At 46.3% G+C, this 20,578-nt stretch carries 20 protein-coding genes and 1 other annotated feature; of the genes, 2 read left to right on the forward strand and 18 right to left on the reverse strand.

Annotation, left to right across the window (positions count from 1 at the left end; translation table 11 throughout):
• The first annotated feature begins 432 nt into the window (after nucleotides 1–432).
• A complete protein-coding gene (locus MKX75_RS20120) occupies nucleotides 433–3,108 on the forward strand; it encodes a YhgE/Pip domain-containing protein (RefSeq protein WP_339166540.1) in 2,676 nt (891 codons plus the stop codon).
• 91 nt (nucleotides 3,109–3,199) lie between these two features.
• On the opposite strand, the gene MKX75_RS20125 is transcribed toward MKX75_RS20120, so the two are convergent.
• The 8 genes from MKX75_RS20125 to lspA form a co-directional block, all read right to left on the reverse strand.
• Nucleotides 3,200–4,504, reverse strand: coding sequence for a DUF6080 domain-containing protein (locus tag MKX75_RS20125; RefSeq protein ID WP_339166541.1), 1,305 nt, complete (start codon nucleotides 4,502–4,504; stop codon nucleotides 3,200–3,202).
• Between the two features lie 78 nt (nucleotides 4,505–4,582).
• Entirely contained in the window at nucleotides 4,583–4,903 is a 321-nt protein-coding gene (locus tag MKX75_RS20130) for an EamA family transporter (protein WP_339166542.1), read from the reverse strand.
• Entirely contained in the window at nucleotides 4,890–5,219 is a 330-nt protein-coding gene (locus tag MKX75_RS20135; protein WP_339166543.1) for an EamA family transporter, read from the reverse strand. The genes MKX75_RS20130 and MKX75_RS20135 overlap by 14 nt, the downstream gene beginning before the upstream one ends.
• Complete coding sequence (locus tag MKX75_RS20140; RefSeq protein WP_339166544.1) at nucleotides 5,207–5,839, reverse strand: HAD family hydrolase; 633 nt, start codon at nucleotides 5,837–5,839, stop codon at nucleotides 5,207–5,209. Before MKX75_RS20140 ends, MKX75_RS20135 begins: the two co-directional genes overlap by 13 nt.
• 19 nt (nucleotides 5,840–5,858) lie before the next feature.
• Nucleotides 5,859–6,749: a decaprenyl-phosphate phosphoribosyltransferase gene (locus MKX75_RS20145; protein WP_339170531.1), complete on the reverse strand. Its 891-nt coding sequence runs from the start codon at nucleotides 6,747–6,749 to the stop codon at nucleotides 5,859–5,861.
• A 204-nt stretch (nucleotides 6,750–6,953) separates the two neighbouring features.
• Nucleotides 6,954–8,207 (reverse strand): LL-diaminopimelate aminotransferase, encoded by a 1,254-nt coding sequence (locus MKX75_RS20150; protein ID WP_036674844.1) that lies wholly within the window; start codon nucleotides 8,205–8,207, stop codon nucleotides 6,954–6,956.
• Nucleotides 8,208–8,317: 110 nt separating this feature from the next.
• Nucleotides 8,318–9,280, reverse strand: a complete 963-nt coding sequence (locus MKX75_RS20155; RefSeq protein ID WP_339166545.1) for an RluA family pseudouridine synthase — start codon at nucleotides 9,278–9,280, stop codon at nucleotides 8,318–8,320.
• Nucleotides 9,273–9,767, reverse strand: a complete 495-nt coding sequence (gene lspA, locus MKX75_RS20160) for a signal peptidase II (RefSeq protein WP_062835441.1) — start codon at nucleotides 9,765–9,767, stop codon at nucleotides 9,273–9,275. Before lspA ends, MKX75_RS20155 begins: the two co-directional genes overlap by 8 nt.
• Nucleotides 9,768–9,987: 220 nt before the next feature.
• On the opposite strand from lspA, the gene MKX75_RS20165 reads away from it, so the two are divergent.
• Complete coding sequence (locus tag MKX75_RS20165) at nucleotides 9,988–10,725, forward strand: TraR/DksA C4-type zinc finger protein (RefSeq protein WP_339166547.1); 738 nt, start codon at nucleotides 9,988–9,990, stop codon at nucleotides 10,723–10,725.
• A 38-nt stretch (nucleotides 10,726–10,763) separates the two neighbouring features.
• On the opposite strand, the gene MKX75_RS20170 is transcribed toward MKX75_RS20165, so the two are convergent.
• The 10 genes from MKX75_RS20170 to sigG all read right to left on the reverse strand — a co-directional run bounded on the left by MKX75_RS20170 (nucleotide 10,764) and on the right by sigG (nucleotide 20,530).
• Entirely contained in the window at nucleotides 10,764–11,120 is a 357-nt protein-coding gene (locus MKX75_RS20170; protein ID WP_145151129.1) for a DUF5665 domain-containing protein, read from the reverse strand.
• A 165-nt stretch (nucleotides 11,121–11,285) separates the two neighbouring features.
• Nucleotides 11,286–14,384: an isoleucine--tRNA ligase gene (gene ileS / locus MKX75_RS20175; protein ID WP_339166548.1), complete on the reverse strand. Its 3,099-nt coding sequence runs from the start codon at nucleotides 14,382–14,384 to the stop codon at nucleotides 11,286–11,288.
• Between the two features lie 597 nt (nucleotides 14,385–14,981).
• Nucleotides 14,982–15,274, reverse strand: a binding site (T-box leader).
• A 57-nt stretch (nucleotides 15,275–15,331) separates the two neighbouring features.
• Nucleotides 15,332–15,841: a DivIVA domain-containing protein gene (locus tag MKX75_RS20180; RefSeq protein WP_062835445.1), complete on the reverse strand. Its 510-nt coding sequence runs from the start codon at nucleotides 15,839–15,841 to the stop codon at nucleotides 15,332–15,334.
• A gap of 147 nt (nucleotides 15,842–15,988) precedes the next feature.
• Nucleotides 15,989–16,771: a YlmH/Sll1252 family protein gene (locus tag MKX75_RS20185; protein ID WP_062835446.1), complete on the reverse strand. Its 783-nt coding sequence runs from the start codon at nucleotides 16,769–16,771 to the stop codon at nucleotides 15,989–15,991.
• A 15-nt stretch (nucleotides 16,772–16,786) separates the two neighbouring features.
• Nucleotides 16,787–17,047, reverse strand: a complete 261-nt coding sequence (locus MKX75_RS20190) for a YggT family protein (protein WP_139331912.1) — start codon at nucleotides 17,045–17,047, stop codon at nucleotides 16,787–16,789.
• 16 nt (nucleotides 17,048–17,063) lie between these two features.
• On the reverse strand, nucleotides 17,064–17,531 hold the full coding sequence (locus MKX75_RS20195) for a cell division protein SepF (protein WP_062835447.1): 468 nt from the start codon (nucleotides 17,529–17,531) through the stop codon (nucleotides 17,064–17,066).
• A complete protein-coding gene (locus MKX75_RS20200) occupies nucleotides 17,522–18,223 on the reverse strand; it encodes a YggS family pyridoxal phosphate-dependent enzyme (protein WP_339166551.1) in 702 nt (233 codons plus the stop codon). Before MKX75_RS20200 ends, MKX75_RS20195 begins: the two co-directional genes overlap by 10 nt.
• Before the next feature lie 6 nt (nucleotides 18,224–18,229).
• On the reverse strand, nucleotides 18,230–19,129 hold the full coding sequence (pgeF, locus tag MKX75_RS20205; RefSeq protein WP_339166552.1) for a peptidoglycan editing factor PgeF: 900 nt from the start codon (nucleotides 19,127–19,129) through the stop codon (nucleotides 18,230–18,232).
• Between the two features lie 51 nt (nucleotides 19,130–19,180).
• A complete protein-coding gene (locus MKX75_RS20210; protein WP_062835450.1) occupies nucleotides 19,181–19,573 on the reverse strand; it encodes a YlmC/YmxH family sporulation protein in 393 nt (130 codons plus the stop codon).
• Nucleotides 19,574–19,747: 174 nt separating this feature from the next.
• Nucleotides 19,748–20,530: an RNA polymerase sporulation sigma factor SigG gene (sigG, locus tag MKX75_RS20215; RefSeq protein WP_017687309.1), complete on the reverse strand. Its 783-nt coding sequence runs from the start codon at nucleotides 20,528–20,530 to the stop codon at nucleotides 19,748–19,750.
• Between the last annotated feature and the right edge of the window lie 48 nt (nucleotides 20,531–20,578).

Raw genomic sequence — 20,578 nt, forward strand, 5'->3', positions numbered from 1 at the left:
TTCATGAATTATGACAGAAAGACAACCCCCTGTCAACACCTCACCATCGCAGGTGAAAACCCTCTGCTACGTTCTTCTTAGAATCAGCAGTTAGGCTGAAAAACATCCATGCACAATACATCTCATTGGTTATTCATAATTATACAACATTTCTGCATATTTATCCATAGGCAAATGAGAAATTTGCTATAACCAAAATAAACCTTTGAAGATGCTTATGTAGAGAGACAAAACACTTCTTTTTAGAAGAAACGGTGAGTCTCATTTAAGCAATATATGAAAGCTCTGCATTAGGTCCAATTGAAATGGGTACAGTTTATAAACATGAACCCATTCATAGATGCTGCCATAATGCCGATATACATACGATTCACAAATATGCGTCATAGAAATAAGATACGCCCTACATTTATGTACATTTAGGAGGAAGTCATGCGTCACATTTGGCACGTTTACAAAACAGACTGGTTACATATTCTGAAGGTTCCCACAGGTATATTTTTAATTGTGGCTATCATTTTACTGCCCGGGGTGTATGACTGGGTCAACGTGAAGTCCGTATGGGACCCGTACAGTAACACCCAGGGGATCAAAATTGCAGTGACAACCGAGGACAAGGGTGCAACTGTTGAAGGAACCAATGTTAATATCGGAGACGAACTGGTATCCAGCCTCAAACACAATGAAAAGCTGGGCTGGACTTTTGTAGATCGGACCGAGGCTAGTCGGGGTGTACAGACTGGAGATTATTATGCAAGCCTGCTCATTCCCGGAGACTTTTCATCCAAAATTACAGGTATCGTTGACGGAAAGCTGGAGCGCCCAGAGGTGATCTATACCGTTAATGAGAAGGTGAATGCCATTGCCCCTAAAATCACAGGCTCTGGTGTATCTGCCATAACAACGCAAATCAATGAGAGTTTCACTGAAGCCGTCAGTGAGGCCGTTCTAACCAAGTTGAAGGAAGCCGGGGTTGAAGTTAACGCCCAGCTTCCAACTTTGCGAAAGATGGAGAATGGCATTTTCACACTGGAGAAAAATCTTCCGGCCATACAAGCCGCTGGTCAAAAGGTACTGGAAGTAGAAAAAGCCATGCCTGAGATTGTAAAAGATGCTCAAAAGATCGTTGAAATCGAAAAAAAACTGCCTGAAATTAATGAAGCGGCACAGTATGTGCTCAAGGTGCAGAAGTATTGGCCACAAATTAATGCTGCAGCTTCCGAAGTGCTGGCTATTCAAGGGCGGATACCGGATATACAAAAAGCGGTAGAACGCATTCGAGAAGTGGATGAAAACTTTGGTCACGTATCAGGTGTTATTCAAACAGCACTGGATAAAACCAACAAAGCTCTGTCTATCGTCACGGCCGCAGAACAAGATCTGGACAAAGTATCACAAATCGCCGGCAACGGGATTGAGCTGGCCGAAGGCCTGAATCAATTTGTAGATTCTAGCGAAGAAGCGTTTCAGGCTATTGGCCCAACGATCCGTCAAAATCTGCTGCTGGTGCAGCAGATTACTAACGCTGCTGGAGACGTATTTGCACAATTGCAAAATTCGGATCTTGAAAACCTTCCTACAGCAGAAGATCTCGACCGGATTGCTTCGCGTTTAGGGATTGCGGTAAAACTCGTGGACAGTATGTCAGAACTCCTGGGCAAAATAGACAACTTGCTTCCAAGCCATCCACTTGCCGATAAAATTACACAACTGAACTCCGTTTCAGATAAACTTCAGTTGCAAATCCGTCTGGCTGGGATCATGAGTGATGCCATACGTCGCAATACAACACTGCCCGCAGATGTCATCGCTCAGTTAAATACGCTCTCCAAGGACATTAGCAGCGGCATTGGCAATTTCTTGAACACTTACGAAAGTGATATATCGCCGGCTCTATCGGCTGGAGCGGATAAACTAAGATCCATCCTCTCCACTTCAGCAAGTACACTACAAGGAGCAAAAGATCGAATTCGGGATATTGCGGACATTCTTGCATCTGCCAAAGAAGGAATTACGTTTGGGCAGACCGAGTTGACAAAAATCCAGAGCGACCTGCCTCAAATACAATCTAAGATCCATGAGATATCAGAGACACTCGCGAACAAAAGTGAAGGTTTTATCCAAGCTTTGAACACCGTGTCTTCATTAATTCGAAACGATCTGCCCAAGCTGGGAAACAAACTGAACGAAGCGGCTGATTTTGTTCGTAATGATCTGCCTAATGCCGAGAAACAGATAGGCAAAGCATCCGAATTTGTCCAGAACCAGCTTCCGGAGGTCGAAAAAGGAGTACATCGTGTTGCCACGCTGGTACGTGATGATCTGCCAGCATTAGAAAGTGCCATCAGTAAGGCTGCTGACAAACTTAGGGAAGTCGAAGGTAATAACCAGTTTGCCGAGCTCGCCAAACTTTTGCGCGGCGATATCGAAGAAGAAAGTGCTTTCCTTGCAAGTCCGGTGCAAATCAAGGAACAACAGCTTTACCCAATTCCGAATTATGGATCGGCCATGTCACCATTTTATGGCGTGCTGTCCTTGTGGGTTGGCTCAACACTGCTGATTTCTCTGCTTCGTGCCGAAGCTGAAAATCCAGAGGGCAGGTTCCGGGGATATGAATTATATCTTGGACGTCTCGCTACCTTTCTGACCATTGGGTTACTTCAGGCGATATGCGTCACCCTGGGAGATATCTTAATCCTTGGTACCTATGTCGCAGATAAACTGTGGTTTGTCCTGTTTGCCATGCTGGTGAGTGCCGTATTTGTCACCATAACGTACACCCTGCTGTCCGTTTTTGGGAATATCGGAAAAGGGATCGCCATCATCTTCATGGTGTTCCAGTTCTCCAGCTCAGGCGGTACGTTCCCAATCAGCATGACATCACCCTTTTTCCAGGCATTAAATCCGTTCATGCCCTTCACGTATGCAATCAGTCTGCTGCGTGAGTCGGTCGGCGGTATATTGTGGTCTACTGCCATCAAGGATATTCTGTGGTTGTGTATGTTCATTGCGCTGAGTCTCATTGTTGCTCTCGCTTTGAAACGTCCACTCAGCAGTCTCACCAAACGTTCAGCCGAGAATGCCAAGAAGACCAAAATTATTGCTTAACTCATCTGCTCGACACTAAATAAGAAAAGGCCATTGGACTTTCCATCCAATGGCCTTTTCTTATTTTCTTATATGAATAGATATATTTTGATTATTTCACTGAGCGTTCCTGTTCCAATTGATCATAGGATTGCTTGATTGTTGTTAATGTTTCTACATGGCGATAGATGTTGTTACTTGCCGTAACGATTACACATAATATGATCAAGCCTATAATCACTTTTTTCCCCAGTCCCGGACGAAGGCTGATGACAAAACCTCCACCCAACAGGAAGAACGCAAACAGATAGTGCCCCGCATACAGGTACATATCATATTGAAATACAGCCAATCCAAAGCCCACGACGACATGAAGCAAAAAGGCAAACAGAATATATGGCATAAGGGTCCATACTTCCCTTTCACGAATGCCCTTAATGAAGCCCACGAGTGCCAATAGTAAAATAAATATACCTGTAATCTGCACATAGATTGGATTGGAACGGGATAGATCCGTAACAAAGGCTGCCATGCCCGGGTCCAATAAATGCATCTTCGGTGTCAGCATCGGATTGATGGTCAGCATGATCAATGCTTTCCAGTGAACAGCGAACTGGAATGGTGTTGCATAGCTGGTTCCACCATTTTGAATGCCCAATAGCCAGTTACTAACCCAGCTGCGACCTCCAAAGGCAACATACTGAATACCGGTAACTACGGCGATAATCAGAACCGCCAGTGCCATGATTCCAATGTACTTTTTCAGTTTCGCCTTATTGCGCCATGCATGCATATTGAAGAAAGTGGCAGCAGCAAACGGTACGATATTGGTCGAGGTTAGTCCGAAGTTAATGGACGCAATCAATGCATTAGGTACATAACGTACGTCCTGACGCTCACGAGTATACTGCATGTAAATCACAGAGAGCATTATAACGAACTGAACATACGGATACGAGTCTGGAATCAATGCAGTATACATTAAGTAGGAACTGAAACCAAACAACAAAGCGAACAGCAGCGGTGTGATGGTCGGTTTGTCTTCTTTTTGACTCAAGAACAGAAACGCCAGCACCACCGAACCCGCATTCACCAGCGATTGCAGGATTAGAAAGAACCAGTTGCCTCCCAGCAGCTTTGCTACAGCCGCAAGGGTGACTGCCATAAAGGAAATCAGCGGATGAATAACGGAAGAACTGTTGTCCCCATAATACATGGAAGGATCAAAGTTGAATAAATTGATTGGAAACAGTGTCGTATTGAATGGGCTATATTTCCCAAGCATATCTGCATTATTTTCTATGTACAGAACATACGAGCCGTTCATTAAACCATAGAACAAAGCAAATCCCGCAAACAGAAAAAAGGCAGTCCCGTTGACTCTGCGATTATAAAATAAGTAATCCAAAAATTTCATGCTTTCATTTCACATCCAATAAATTTTATAAAAAAAATATATAATTTGAGTGCTCGTGTTATTAATCTTTAGTTCAACTTATAACACCAATAAACATAGGCCACCCATAATACATGCCACACCGATCCAGCGTAAAGGACCCACTGTCTCTTTAAATACCAGCCGCGCTATGATGAGAGTCCACACATATGTTAATGCGTTCGCAGGCAACACTACGGTTAATGGAAGAAACTTCAGCAATACAATATTCAGCAACGCACCCGTTCCGTAGAATCCAAGTCCCATGAGTACATGCAGACGATTGCGACTGGATGCATAAGCTTTCAGTCCGGCCCCGCCCAGTGCACCACACAACGTCATGACAATTAATACGGCAACCATCCAGCTATCGATCAACACTGGTTAATGTCACCCCAATTCCAAGCAACACAACTGCTGTCAGCTTCTGCAATGTAATTTCTTCCCCGAGCAAAAAATATCCATAGATTAAGGCAAATACGTAGCTGGCACACATCAGAGGATAAGCAACAGAGAGTTTTTCCAGAGCAAAAGCTTTGATCATCAAAATCGCTCCAACTCCATAACACAGAAAACCAACACCCAGGTAGATCCACTCGGTTAGTCCCCATTTCCAGAACAATTGACCCGTTGCTGTCAGAAAAGCGGAGACGAGCATCAACCATTTACCGGTATGACGTGACGTTATTTCCCCCACGATAATGCCTCCATGTCCGGAACACGCTTGTTAATAAAGTATCGTTGACTTACAAGTTGCATCACCGGAAGGTCGGATAAAGAGTCTGAGTAGGAACATGACTGATCATAATCAATGACCATGTTCTTCTCACTCAGATAAGCCTGAATTCGGCGTACCTTCTCTTCCCCTTTGCAATTGCTGCCATCAATTCTGCATGTATATCCATTCGCATGACGGACCAGATCGGTCCCGATCACATGATCCACCCAGGGAAAGTTTTTAAAGTATTTCATATAGGCATGCGGAGACGCAGTAACAAGCAAGACATGGTACCCTGCTTCCTTGCGATGTTGCATCTCTACACTGGCCTCGGCAAAAATGGACGTACGCAAGCGGGTATCAAAGAAATGTTCCAGATCTTTTTCGGACATACGCTCAATTTCTTGAAAGTAGGATCGTTTGACTTGTTCAACCGTCATGAATCCCGCCTTAAATAAAACCGTATGTAATGCAATGACAGGCAATCTCCACACCTGCCAAGGGTAACGTCTAACACCATAATGCACAAATTGGAACATGGAATCACTGCGTATAATCGTTTTATCAATATCAAAAATCGCGACTTTCGTGCTTTTCACCCTGATCCCCCTCAGCCTTTTATTCAAAGATAGCAAAGATTGTAACAACACTTATCACATACAAAGTAACCGTAATTAATATAGGCTTGTCCTCAAACAGCACACGATCTGGCGAGCCGCCCTGATTCTTCATGTGGATCAGATACAGGTAACGGAACATGCCGTAAATGACCAATGGAATCGTCCACATTAGATGGATGGACCGATCTGAGGTAAATGTGAACAAGGAATAACTGATAATCGTAGCTGTCGTCACAATCGTATTGAATTGATCCAGCAACGTAATGGAGTAGTTATCCAAAACCTTGCGGTGTGATCCCGTGTTTCCCTCAAGCAACGTAAGTTCATTTCTGCGTTTGCCAATGGCCAGAAACAACGACAACAACATCGTACAGATCAAAAACCACGGTGTGAAGGGCACATGGATCAACACACCGCCTGCAATCGCGCGAAGTACGAAGCCTGCTGCAATCGTCATCATATCCAGGATAACGAGATGTTTCAGTACAAAGGAATACGAGACATTCAACAGGAAGTAGACGACACACAACACCCCGAATAGAGGGTTCATCATGAAGGCCGTTCCTACGGAAAGGATTAATAGAATAATGCCAAACAACAAAGCATGGCTCGGATTCACCTGCCCTGAAGCCATAGGACGAAACTTTTTCACCGGATGCTGCCGATCTCTGTCCCGGTCTACATAGTCATTCAAAATATAAACACAGCCTGCAACGAGGCTAAATAGAATAAAACCAAGCAATGTCGCAAGAATGGTTTCGGTCCGAATCTCCTCAAAGGAGAATAGTAAAGCAGCAAATAACAAGAGATTTTTGGTCCACTGTTTGGGTCTTAACAATCTGATTAATCCTGATACTGTACTGCCTGTTCCTGTAGCCGGTGAGGACACCGTACTGGTTCGTGATGATAACAATTGTAATAACTCCCTTCAACAACAACTTCTGTATATAACAAATAACGTAAAGATCTAATCATATGTTGCTTGTATAATTTTGTAAAGGGAGTAAATGAAAAAATCTAATATGAACATAAAAAAAGAGACCGTTTCCGGTCTCTCTTGGTTAGTACATGATTTAATTATTGGGTAATTCAATTAAAATTCGAATTGCACATCGCTCAGACGACGTTTGATTTCAGCGATAACACGTTTCTCTTCCTCTTCACCCTTAGCTTCGAAGGTAACGGAGAAACGAACAAAGTTACCCGCATCATCCCAAGGTACGGACGAGATCAATTTCTCACGGATCAGGAATTGGGAGAAATCTTCGCCGGATTCGAAGCGACGTCCGCCAACCACACCTTTTGGTGCTTCAACATACAGGAAGAAGGAACCTTTAGGTTTTTCAGCCTGGAAGCCCAGTTCGTTCAATGCGGCAACGAGCATGTCGTGACGACGAGAATATTTCTCTGCAATTTTTTCCGTGATCTCAGGGTGATTCAATCCATAAGCAGCAGCTTTCTGAATCGCGATGAACTGACCGGAGTCATTGTTGTCCTTCACGTCGCTGAATGCTTTCACTACAAGCGGGTTACCGGCTACGAACCCGATTCTCCATCCTGTCATGTTGTAGGACTTGGACAGAGAGTGCAGCTCTACGCCGACATCCTTCGCACCAGGTACCGACAGGAAGCTGAACGGTTTTTTGCCATCATACGTCAATGCCGCATAAGGAGCATCATGGACAACAACTACGTTGTATTTCTTCGCCCACTCCACCACTTCAGTAAAGAACTCCACTGTCGCACTTGCGCCTGTAGGGTTGTTCGGATAATTCAGGTAGAGCAATTTCGCACGTTTTGCGATGTCTTCCGGAATAGCCGTCAGATCAGGCAGGAAGTTGTTCTCTTTCGTCAATTGAATGTTGAACACTTCTCCACCCAGATACTTGGTATGTGTACCCATAACCGGATAACCTGGAACGGTCATGATGGTCACATCACCCGGATTGATGAAGCATGAAGGCATCATCGCCAAAGCCGGTTTGGAACCAATGGAGTGTACGATTTCAGTATCTGCATCGATGCCTTCTACGTTAAATACGTTTTTCAGGTAGGAAGCAGCAGCAGCCTTGAATTCAGGAATACCGTTATCGGCATAACCACGGTTCTCAGGTCTGGAAGCTTCTTCTGCAAGTGCAGCTACTATACCTGCATCCGCCATCTCGTCTGGTTCACCTACACCAAGGTCGATCAGTTCCACATCGGGAAAATCTTTTTTGGCCGAAGCTTTGGCACGTTTGATTTTCTCAAATTTATAAATGTTCGTGTCTTTACCATAGTTGGAGCCACCGATACGGTCGGCAAAATTAGTCTGAATGTAAGTTTCTTGATATTTATCGATACTCATAACGTTGTTCATCTCCTCATTTGACGCAAATTTCTACACTTTAATATGAAGCATTTGCGTGATCAAAGCCATGGACAAAGTATCCGAACATTTGTACTTTCTTGGAACTGTTAACGACTGCGTAGCGAAGCAAGCACGTCTTCCATATCTTGCGGAATCGGAGCTGAAAATTCAAGGTATTCTCCCGTTGTTGGATGCACAAATCCAAGAATGGCCGCATGAAGAGCCTGTCCTTGCATTTTGATGCCTTTATTCCGTCCATAAGTTGGATCTCCTACAAGTGGGTGACCGATAAATTTCATGTGAACCCGGATCTGGTGGGTACGTCCTGTCTCCAGTTTCAACTCCAGCAAGGTATAGTCATTGATGCGCTCTGTAACGGTAAAATGCGTAACGGCATGTTTACTGTTGCGATCCGTGACTGTATACATTTTGCGGTCATTGGTATCACGTCCAATCGGTGCATCAACGGTCCCTTGATCATGGTTAAGATGACCATGAACGAGCGCGATATAACGTCTGTTCACCGTATGGTCCTTCAACTGAGCAGCCAGTGATGCATGCGCACGATCGTTCTTGGCAGCCATAATTAGGCCGGACGTATCCTTATCGATGCGATGCACAATACCCGGGCGCAACTCTCCATTGATACCCGAAAGGTCTTTGCAGTGGTACATGAGTGCATTGACGAGTGTGCCAGACGTATGTCCTGGTGCAGGATGTACGACAAGACCACGCTGTTTATTGATTACGATCAAATCGCTATCTTCATATACCACTTCCAGCGGAATATCTTCGGCAATGATCTCGACAGCGGCCGGTTCAGGAATCTGTAGTTCAATCAGATCACCTTCGGATAACTTGGCATTGGCTTTAACGACAGCGCCATTTACCGTAACTAATCCGTCTCCAATCCACAATTGAACTTGGGAGCGAGATACATTATCCACAGCTTCCGTAATATATTTATCGATTCGTTCTTTCTTATGTTCAGCGGCAACGGTCCATTCCATACGCTCATTGCCATTCATTAGTTCTTCATCGTTCATCTGTTCCTCATTCGGGTTACTCATGATGTTCATTCCCTTCAATCTTAGCGGCTGCTTTTTCGCGCCGTCCTTCAAGTAACGTCTCCACAATGATCAACGCTACACCGATGCAAATTGCCGAGTCGGCGATGTTGAAAATAGGGAACGTGTAACTTCCAAAATTAAGCTGTACAAAATCTACAACTTCTCCGGTCAGTGCCCGGTCAAGGAAGTTGCCAATTGCTCCACCGAGCACCAAGCTAAGTGCCACAGGCAGCAATTTGTGCGGGGTATCTTTTACCTTTTGCAAATACCAAATCAAGGCAACGACCACAATCACCGTAACCACAATAAAGAACCAACGCTGGTCTTGCAGAATGCCAAAAGCTGCACCTGAGTTACGATGTGATGTGATGACAAAGAAATTGCCGATAACCGGAATTTCTTCTCTGAGTTCCATCCGGGTTGCAATCAGGAACTTGGTTCCCTGATCCAATAGAAATACGATAAAAGCGAGGATATAATACACCACGTTTGTTTGTCACTCCGTTCTTGTCTTTTCCAAACGATACCAGGCTTACGCCAGACTTGTTTATTGTAGCACAGCTGTTTGGAAATCGTCCACGACGCGCTACATCGCAATCCTCATGGCAAAAACGATAACATTTCCCTTCTGTAATCTAGCCCTTAATGGCACATCCTACAATAGAGTTAAAATCCGGATTCCAGACGAAAGCAGAAAGGGGAAAACCATGTCACATTTTACTGCTAAACAACTGCAATTTTTACGTTCCCAACTGATAAGTGATAAGCACGATATTGAACATAGACTGTCGGAGAACGAACATTATGGCCTTGGAGACTCCCTCAAGCTACAGACAGGTGAATTATCACCGATTGATAACCATCCTGGTGACATCGCCACCGAGGTGTATGAACGCGAGAAGGATATTTCCCTGCTGGAACACGATGAATTCCAATTGGAGCGTATCGATTCTGCACTGCACTCCATCGAAGAAGGGCATTATGGTACATGTGCAGTCTGCCAGCAACCCATCCCTTATGAACGCATGGAAGCTGTTCCCTATACGAAATATTGCAAAAAACATCAGCCGGAAACCGTCGTCTCTGAAAACCGCCCTGTAGAGGAAGAATTCCTTGCCCCGGCATTTGGCCGAACGAGTCTGGATGAACGGGATGACCAAAATGGCTTCGATGGTGAGGACACCTGGCAGATCGTTGAGAGCTGGGGTACATCGAACTCCCCAGCGATGGCTGAAGGACGTGATATTGACAGCTATGACGTTATGGCCATTGAAGCCACAGATGAAGTGGAAGGTTGCGTTGAAGCGTACGAAAGCTTTGTAGCAACGGATATCTACGGTCATGACGTCTCCATCGTGCGTAATCGACAATATCGCCAGTACCTGGAAAACCGTGAAGGCGATGGTCTGTTAGAACCGGATATGGAGACAGATGACACGTATTAATTGCATTTTGATATCATTTGCTTTTTCCGCTTAATCGCTTAGTAGGTGTTCATATCTAGCTGTCGCTGCACAATGCGTACAATATCAGCGATGTAGTCTCCAACAATAGGAAGATTGAGCGCCCCAAGCAGCTGTAAAACATAAATGATCGTTGCTGCGAAAAAGGTAAACCCAATTGCGATCCCCACACCTCTTGCGGCTCCAGACAACAGGTTCAATCCAATCAGTTTCCATGGCCTGTTCAGCAATTCCGTGTATTGCGCAATCCGGGAACGTTCCAGTTCATTAGCCAGACGATTAGTCAGGGTATGTAGCTCTTCGATTTTGTCATGTGAATTCAGATCATCTGATGTTGATGGTGAAGTGGATGCGGATTGCTTGTCTTGTTCGCTCATGTTTTGGTCAGTTCCTTTGATCAATATAGATTGACTGCACTATAAAATCATTGCCCTTTTGCCTGAAAAACAAACGAGCCCAGAACCAGGGAATATGTCCCTGCCTCTGCGGCTCGTTAGTTTATACGCTATATTCTGTAAATATTGAATGTTACAAACTTCGAATTACGCTTCGATGTAAATACCGATCGATTTGCCTCCGGCTTCAACACGTTCCATGGACTCATTCGAGCCGAATGTAACTTCGGTTACGAGAACATTTTCACGCAATACATCATCAAACGCCTGAATAGCTTCCTGAAGGGATGCATCCACATCCAGCGTCAAACGTACTCTTTTCTCAATCGGCAAGTCCAGTCGTTTCCGGGTATCCTGCACAGCACGAACCACTTCACGGACCCAGCCTTCCTGTTCCAATGCTGGCGTGATTTCGGTATTAAGCGCCACCGTCAGACCATAACCTGACGCTGAAGCAAAGCCTGATTTGGCCTGTTTATCAACCAATAATTCTTCGCTCGTCACTTGCAGCTCTTCGCCTTCCGGTGAAACGATGTTCAGTACACCTTCCGAAACCACTTTACGCGTCTCATCGGCTGACATTCCCTTGAAGAAGTTTTGCAGGAATCCTACGTTTTTACCGTATTTCTTACCTGCAACTTTCAGGTTCAGCTTCAATGTAAAGTCAACGAATTCCGCATCATTATGCTCGGTACGGATTCCTTTTACATTGATCTCTTCCTTGATGATCTCTTCATAACTTGCCAGGTCAAAGCCTTTATCCAGGGAAACAATCAATTCGGACAGTGGCTGACGTGTCTTGATGCCTGTTTCGTTACGAACGTTACGAGCAAGTTCGACCACGCGGCGAGCCGTCTCCATATCCTGTTCCAGTCCTGCATCAATCAGCGCTTCATTCGCTACCGGATAGTCTTCCATGTGCACACTCTCACCTGTTGCAAGGTTCAGATAGATGTCTTCTGCCAGCATCGGTGTGAACGGAGCAACCAGCTTCGCAGTAGTCACCAGTACCTCAGTCAACGTACGGTAAGCATCCAGTTTATCCTCTGTCAGGCCACTTCCCCAGAACCGGTCACGGGAACGACGGATATACCAGTTACTCAACTCATCGACAAATGCTTCAATCGCTTTGGAAGAGTTCAGATAGTCATTAACCAGCAACGCTTTTTCTACAACCAGGATCAGGCTGTTCAGTCTCGACAGAATCCAGCGATCCAGCTTGTGTGCGGACAGTTGGAACGGATGTTCCTGTGGATCAAATCCATCAATAGTAGCATAAAGCGTCAGGAATGCATGGGTGTTGACCAGCGTATCCACCATTTTGGATTTGGCTTCGCCTACGATCCCTTTGGAGAAACGTTTGCTGTTCCACGGTGCACTGTCAGACAACAAAGCCCAGCGGAATGCATCAGTACCGTATTCTTCAATTACTTCCCAAGGATCGATAACGTTACCTTTGGATTTGGACATCTTCTGTCCGTTCTCGTCGAGAACGTGACCTGTAGCCATAACCGCTTTGTAAGGCGCTTTGCCTGTCAAAAGGGTAGAAACCGCCAGCAAGCTGTAGAACCAGCCACGTGTCTGGTCAATCCCCTCACAGATCATATCTGCAGGATATTGCTGTTCAAATACTTCTTTATTTTCAAACGGATAGTGTTGCTGGGCAAACGGCATGGAGCCGCTGTCGAACCAGACATCGATCACTTCCGGTGTACGTTTCATTTCATATTTGCCACAAGAGCTCATGACTTTAACGTCATCCACATATGGTTTATGCAATTCAAGATTCTCAGGCACGTCGCCTACCGCACGAGCACGCAATTCAGCAATGCTGTGTGGAGCAAATTGTTCGCCAGTCTCCTCACACACCCAAATGTTCAGCGGTGTTCCCCAATAACGATCACGGCTGATGTTCCAATCCACCAGATCCTCAAGGAACTTCCCGAAGCGACCTTCACGAACATGACCCGGGTACCAATTCACTTCACTATTGTTAGCAATCAGTTGGTCCTTGATGGCTGTCGTTTGGATAAACCAGCTGTCCATTGCATAGTACAGAAGCGGTGTATCACAACGCCAGCAGAATGGATAGCTGTGCTCATATTTTTCTTTGCTGAACAACCGTCCATTCTCGGAAAGATATCTCACGATATCAATATCACAATCCTTCACGAAACGTCCGGCAAAATCAGTAACCTCAGCCACAAATTTACCTTCCAGGTCCACCATGTTCACAAAGCTGATCCCATTCTCACGGCATACACGGTAGTCATCTTCACCATGGGCAGGAGCCATGTGTACGATACCCGTACCACTTGCATCCGTTACAAAGCCTGCACCCAGGATGATGTTGGCTTTCTCAGCCTGTACGTAGTTGAACGGAGGATCATACGTTTTGCCGACGAGGTCGGCACCTTTCAGTGCTCCAATGATCTCATACTCACCTTTGGCATCTTTCATGACTTTCTCAACCAGATTGGTTGCCATGATGTACACTTCATCACCTTGACGAACACGGGAGTAGTCCATATCCGGATTCACCGCAAGTGCAACGTGTGAAGGCAGTGTCCAAGGTGTTGTCGTCCAAGCGAGTACAAACTCACCGCTGTCATTCAGTTTGAATTTCGCTGTAGCACTCAAGTCTTTGACGTCTTTGTACCCTTGTGCAACTTCATGGGAACTCAGTGTCGTCTGACAAGAAGGACAATACGGGCTCACACGGTGACCCCGATACAGCAGTCCTTTCTCGTGGATCGTCGCCAGGATGTTCCATACACTCTCGATGTAGTTGTTATCAAGGGTGATATACGGGTTATCCATATCCGTCCAATATCCGATACCTTCGGTCAGATCACGCCATTGTTGCTCATATTCGAATACGCTCGCTTTACATTCGTTAATGAATTTCTCCACGCCGTAGTCTTCGATTTCCCACTTGTGGGAGATGCCGAGCTTCTTCTGCACACCTAATTCTACAGGCAGACCATGTGTATCCCAGCCCGCTTTACGAACGACACGGTACCCCTTCATCGTGTTATACCGTCCAACGAAATCCTTGATTACGCGTCCCAGTACGTGACCGATATGCGGTTTTCCGTTCGCTGTAGGCGGCCCTTCATAAAATACGAAGTTTGGCTTGCCCTCCCGGTTTTCAATGGATCGTTTGAATGTATTCTCCGTTTTCCATTTATCTAACACACGTAATTCTCTGGCGCGTGCCTTCTCTTTGACGTCAACTCGTTGCATGATGATCAACTTTCCTTTCTTTGGTTAGATTGTGGACCGTCCACAAAAAGCGTTTCAATCCCCCTAAATCCCCCTTGCCAAGGGGGACCCCATAGGCGCTCCGCCCTCTGGACACCCGGGATGGGTTGTCGTTGGTGGAACAGTGGCGCTTATGGGCAAGGGCTGGATGTGCGTAGTGGCGGCCATTTTGCGGCTGTTCCCTGCGTGAACGCCGCATGGCCTTACCGCGAGGCGGGTGTTGCCGGGTGCTTCGCTTCCCCGGCGGGTGGCTCTCTCCTTGAGGTCCCTTCGGGCCTCATGGACGTTTGCCTTGGCGAAACCCTTGTGCCGGGTGCTTCGCTCTCCCGGCGGGTGGCTCTCTCCTTGAGGTCCCTGCGGCCCTCATGGACGTTCGCCTTGGCGAAACCCGTGTGCCGAGCGCTTCGCTCTCCCGGCGGGTGGCTCTCTCCTTGAGGTCCCTGCGGCCCTCATGGACGTTCGCCTTGGCGAAACCCGTGTGCCGAGCGCTTCGCTCTCCCGGCGGGGGCTCTCTCCATGAGGTCCCTGCGGCCCTCATGAACGTTCGCCTTTTTTGGACACAAAAAAACCCCGTCCCTGGAAAGGGACGAGGCTATACTCGCGTTACCACCCTAATTCTGTTCATCACAAACCACATCCAGGCAAGCCTGGGTATGCTCTGTCATCAACAGCGCTTATGCCCCGCTATACTACCGCAGGGTGCCGTTATAACGTACGGCTTACGGTTCGGCTTACACACGGCAATCACGATCACCGCTTCAGCGTCACTTCTCCGGGGAGATATTCGGCTATAACTCATCCATTGGTTTGCACCAACCACCAACTCTCTGAGGGATGAGATCATAACGTACTGAACCCGTCATGGAATCACTATTCATTATGAATATAGTTATAGCCTCTTTGCAGACAAAAGTCAACCAGGCGACAGACTAATAAATTTCTTTCATCTCCCGCTCACGGTCACGCACTTCCTGCTCCCGGCTCTCAAGCACTTCCCAACCATCCTGAGTCAACAGTTCAAGCTGCGCTTCAACAAGCGTGCGGAAACGGGCACGATAAATCGATGCCTGCTTTTTCAGTTCTTCCACTTCCAAAGCAATTTTACGTGATTTGCCCAACGATTCGTTCACGATCCGGTCTGCATTTTTCTCTGCTTCCTTCACGATCAACTGCGCTTCTTTCTTCGCATTATTCTTCACATCATCAGCAGCTTCCTGCGCAATGATGATCGTTTTGCTAAGCGTTTCTTCAATCGTGGCAAAATGATCCAGCTTTTCCTGAACGGACAGCAACTGATTGCTCAGCTCTTTGTTCTCGCGAATGACGCCTTCGTAATCTTTGATGACTTGATCCAGGAATTCATTGACTTCATCCTCGTCATACCCGCGCAAACGTCGGGAAAATTCCTTGTTGTGTATGTCCAGCGGCGTTAATGGCATGCTGTCCACCTCCTGTTAAAGTTCCTTCCCGTCCAGAGAAGGTTTGCAGCATAAAGCTTTGACTTAATGTATATCGGATACACCTCGTAATTTTTACACCTTTATGATAAACATTTCGACAAGAAAGCCAATTTTCCTGCAACAGAATCAGGCAAATTTGCCGATTTTCACTCGGCAACGCCCTTTTTTAGTCATCCCATCCTGTTCCATAACCTTGAAACGGCCAAATCCCTGTATGGATACGACATCACCCGCTTTTAGCGATTTGGAGGGATCTTCCTCAACTTTCCAGTTCACACGGCAGCGACCAGCTTTGATCGGCACCAGCACTTTACTGCGACTAAGCCGATACACATCTGCACAGATTCCATCCAAACGAAGCGAAGCGACCGTAATGTCCATTGTCTCCAGTTTACTCTCTGACCATCGCATCTGATCCAAAGGAAGTAACTCTGTGAACACATGTAACCGATGCACCTGATTCAGTTGAAGCGATAAAAAAGCGCCGGTTTCCGCCGCCACCACTGTATGGCAACCGTCCTCCAGCACTTGGATATCCCCGATCTTTCCACGTTTCATCCCAAGCCCGAGCAGGGAACCCATGTAGTCCCCATGCTCCAGCTCCGAGATTTTCTGATTATCAGACGTGATACTCAGCACCTGCATACCCATATCCTCATCATCCAGATACATATAATCAGGTGCAACCAACGCACGCTTGCGCTCAGCAGCCTCGTAACCACCATCCAGACGAATCTGAACATCATTACGTCGATTGGCAAGAGTTTGTAAAATAAAAACCTGTCTTGGGTCAAGAAAGTCAGTTAGCTTCATATCATGATACTTGCCTGCCCGCTCAACCCAATCCGAAGCTTTATCTACGAAATCTCGCTCATCATGGCTAAAATGTTCGTAAATTTCACCGCTCATCTATGTCACCCTACCCTAATATACAAAATACCGAAGTATGGAGATCAGCCCATTCAGCGCGAGTTGTAGAACGATCAGCGCCACAATTGGGGAAATATCCAGCACTCCGAACAAAGGCGGGATAAATCGACGGAAAGGTCTTAGGTAAGGCTCCACAAATTTGCCTATCCATTCACCGATGAAGCTTTCCCGCGCATTGGGAAGCCAAGACATCAATATGTAGACAATGACCATGTAAAAGTAAATCTGGTATAACGTGTACAACACGCTTTCAATCTGATACAAAAGTGGCTCACCTCATTCTGTTATAATCTTGCTCGCTGTCAGCCAGTATTTCCGTAATTGAGCCCTGAATTTCAACCGTATCTGGCGTACAGAGAAAAATGTTTCCGCCGATTTTGGAAATACCGCCACCCAATGCGTATACTGTGCCACTCAAAAAATCAATAACTCGCAGCGCTTGGTCCTGACGTATTCGTTGCAAGTTCACCACAACGGTACGATGCGAACGCAGATGGTCGGCAATTTCCTGAGCCTCGTCATAAGAACGTGGTTCATACAGGACAACTTTAACATTTTTCTGGGAATGAATGCTCACCACATTATTCCCCCTTTGGTTTCTACGTTTATCGAGACTGGAGGTTTCAGCTTCCTGCTGTTCAGGTTCATTTTCCTCCTGCGCAGCCATCCGTTCACGTTCCACAATCTCTTCCTCTTCCTGAAGTCCGAGGAAATTCATAAATTTATTCATTACGCCCATCGTGAACCCTCCTCTTTTCCTACGAGAATCGATCCTAGCCGTACCCAGGTTGCCCCTTCTTCAATGGCCACTTCAAAATCATTGGACATCCCCATCGACAGTTCAGTCAATGGTTCTGCTGTAAGGGCTTGTCCATTCAGTTGATCTCTCAGCTCACGCAATCCACGAAATACGGGACGCGTCAGCTCCGGATTTTCCTCATGAGGTGCCATGGTCATCAGGCCGACGACCTTGAGATTGTTGAACGAACGAATATCACGCAAAAATGAACTTGCCTGTTCAGGCTGTAAACCATACTTGCTCTCTTCACCCGAAATATTCACCTGCAAAAACGTTTCCACCTGGATGCCAAGTGAAGCTGCTTTCTTATCCAACTCCTTCGCCAATGACAAACGATCCAGTGAATGTATGTAACGAAACTTGCCTATCACGTCTTTCACCTTGTTCGTCTGCAAATGACCGATAAAGTGCCAGGTGCCCTGTTGACCAAATGCTTCCCATTTGGCCTGTGCATCCTGCCACCGATTTTCTCCAATATGCTCAAGACCATGCTCCAGCACCGATCCCGTTGTTTCAAGTGAGACGTACTTCGTGACCGCAATCACGTTCACATCATCACGTTGACGGTTACTGCGCCGACATGCATCTTCAATCTTATGGTTCACCTGTTGTATACGCTCCTCCAAAGACACAGAGGGTCACCTCTCTTCCAGCCCAATCCAGCTCGCCATCCGCCCTGTAATCCCATTTTCCTTCCGATAGGAGAAAAATAGTTCGGGATGACAACTTGTACACCATGTTGTACATTCGATATGATCCGGCATTATTCCTGCTTTCATCATAATGTGTCGATTACATTCTTTCAAGTTTAACATCGTTTTGCCGTTATTCACGGGTCGATATGCTTGTTTAGAAGCAGAATCCTCGTATTTATCATTAACCGGGGAATCCTCAAACCAAACCCGCACATGCTGCATAACCGCCTCATCCACTTCATAACAGCAATCCCCAATGGACGGACCGATAGCAGCCCGGATATCCTGTCTACGGCTTCCATACTCCCGTTCCATCGTCTCCACCATGGATACAGCGATACCCGCGACTGTACCTTTCCAACCCGCATGAGCAAGGCCAACAGCCTGCTGTACAGGGTCGTAGAAATAAAGGGGAACACAGTCTGCATAGAAAGAAGTCAGCAGCACCCCGGGCACATTCGAGACCAATCCATCCGTATCCTGCAGCGCAGAGTGACGATCAAGTAATCCTCTGCTCCGATCTTCAGCGGTTATTACAGCCACATGTTTGCCATGCACCTGCTCTCCACAAGTCCAGGCTTCTGCTGCAAAGCCAATCTTCTCGGTTACAAGCCTGCGGTTGTTAAGTACAACTTCCGGATCATCCCCCACATGATAAGCACAATTGAGCGTAGCGTAGGGAGAATTTCCGACTCCACCATGTCTTGTCGTAAACCCGACCGTCAACATTTCAAACTGCTGTCTCCAAGGCTCAACATATAATAATAACGGGTCAGAACCGAAATCTGAGTTAGGATTCTCTGTCCGTTCAAGTAATTCCTTATTCAATACAAAGGGTTCCATTCTCTCACCTCACCACTTCCAGTGTACCAAATGAGCCACATTCTGTCTCATTTATATCGTTCGACGCTGATTACGTTCCGAACGCTCAAGGCGTTCCACACGTTCTGTACGGTTATGTTGCTGTTCATCATACAGACGTGCTTCCCGATCACGCTCATCATACGTATTCTCCTTTACTTCATCCATCTTAACCAAAATCACATCTGAACCAATCTTCACAATATTTCTCCAGGGAATCACCAGATCCGTTCCCCCGCCAAAGAGCCCCATAAAACGGCTGTACCCTGGTACAACAATCGCTTCAATTCGTCCCTGCTTCAGATCAAGCTCCAGGTCACTGATCTGCCCCAGACGTTTACCATCCGTAATGTTAATAACATCCTTTGTCTGAAAGTCCGAGATTTTCATGCCTCGTGCCGCTACTTCGCTCGTATTTACTTTCATTCATTTCCGCCCCCCTGTTAGTCCTCTTCTGCCCGTTCCTCACGCTTCTATACAATATATGTTTCAGGGGCGAAAAATGTCCTGTTTTTCATCGAATGTGGAAAGGACCAAAGCAAAAAGACGACCAACGGTATACATTACCCCGATTGATCGTCCTCCTGCCCTTGCATCGTGTTACGACTTTACATGTTTTTGCATCTGCTGTATCGCTGATTTCTCCAGACGTGATACCTGAGCCTGGGAAATGCCAATTTCATCAGCCACTTCCATCTGGGTTTTTCCTTCGAAAAACCGCATCGACAGAATCATTTTTTCCCGCTGACCAAGACGATGCATTGCTTCCCGGAGCGCTATTTCCTCGATCCACGACACATCCTTGTTTCTGTCATCACTGATCTGATCCATGACATAGATCGGATCTCCACCATCATGATAGATCGGTTCGAAGAGCGAGACCGGATCCTGAATGGCGTCCAATGCAAAAACAACATCTTCCTTCGGCACATTCAGTACTTCCGCAATTTCGAATATCGTCGGTTCCCGGGAATTTTTATTCGTCAGGCTGTCACGGACCTGAAGTGCTTTGTAAGCAATGTCCCTCAAGGACCGAGATACCCGAATCGGGTTATTATCACGCAGGTATCGACGGATTTCACCGATAATCATCGGCACCGCGTAGGTTGAAAATTTGACATTCTGGGATAAATCAAAATTATCAATGGCTTTCATCAGGCCGATGCAACCAACCTGGAACAGATCATCGACAAACTCCCCCCGATTGTTAAAGCGCTGAATGACACTGAGTACCAGACGCAGGTTGCCATTCACTAATTTCTCTCTTGCTGAGCGATCATGGTGTTGCTGAAGGGAATGAAACAATTCCCGCATTTCAGTGTTGGTGAGGACAGGCAATTTTGCGGTGTCCACGCCACAAATCTCGACTTTGTTTCGGGTCATCGTGATTTACCTCCCAAGGAGAAACATTAATGTACATTATCTCCGGGG

Origin of the sequence: Paenibacillus sp. FSL R5-0341 (genome assembly GCF_037975235.1) — a bacterium.
Taxonomy (GTDB): Bacteria; Bacillota; Bacilli; order Paenibacillales; family Paenibacillaceae; genus Paenibacillus; species Paenibacillus amylolyticus_A.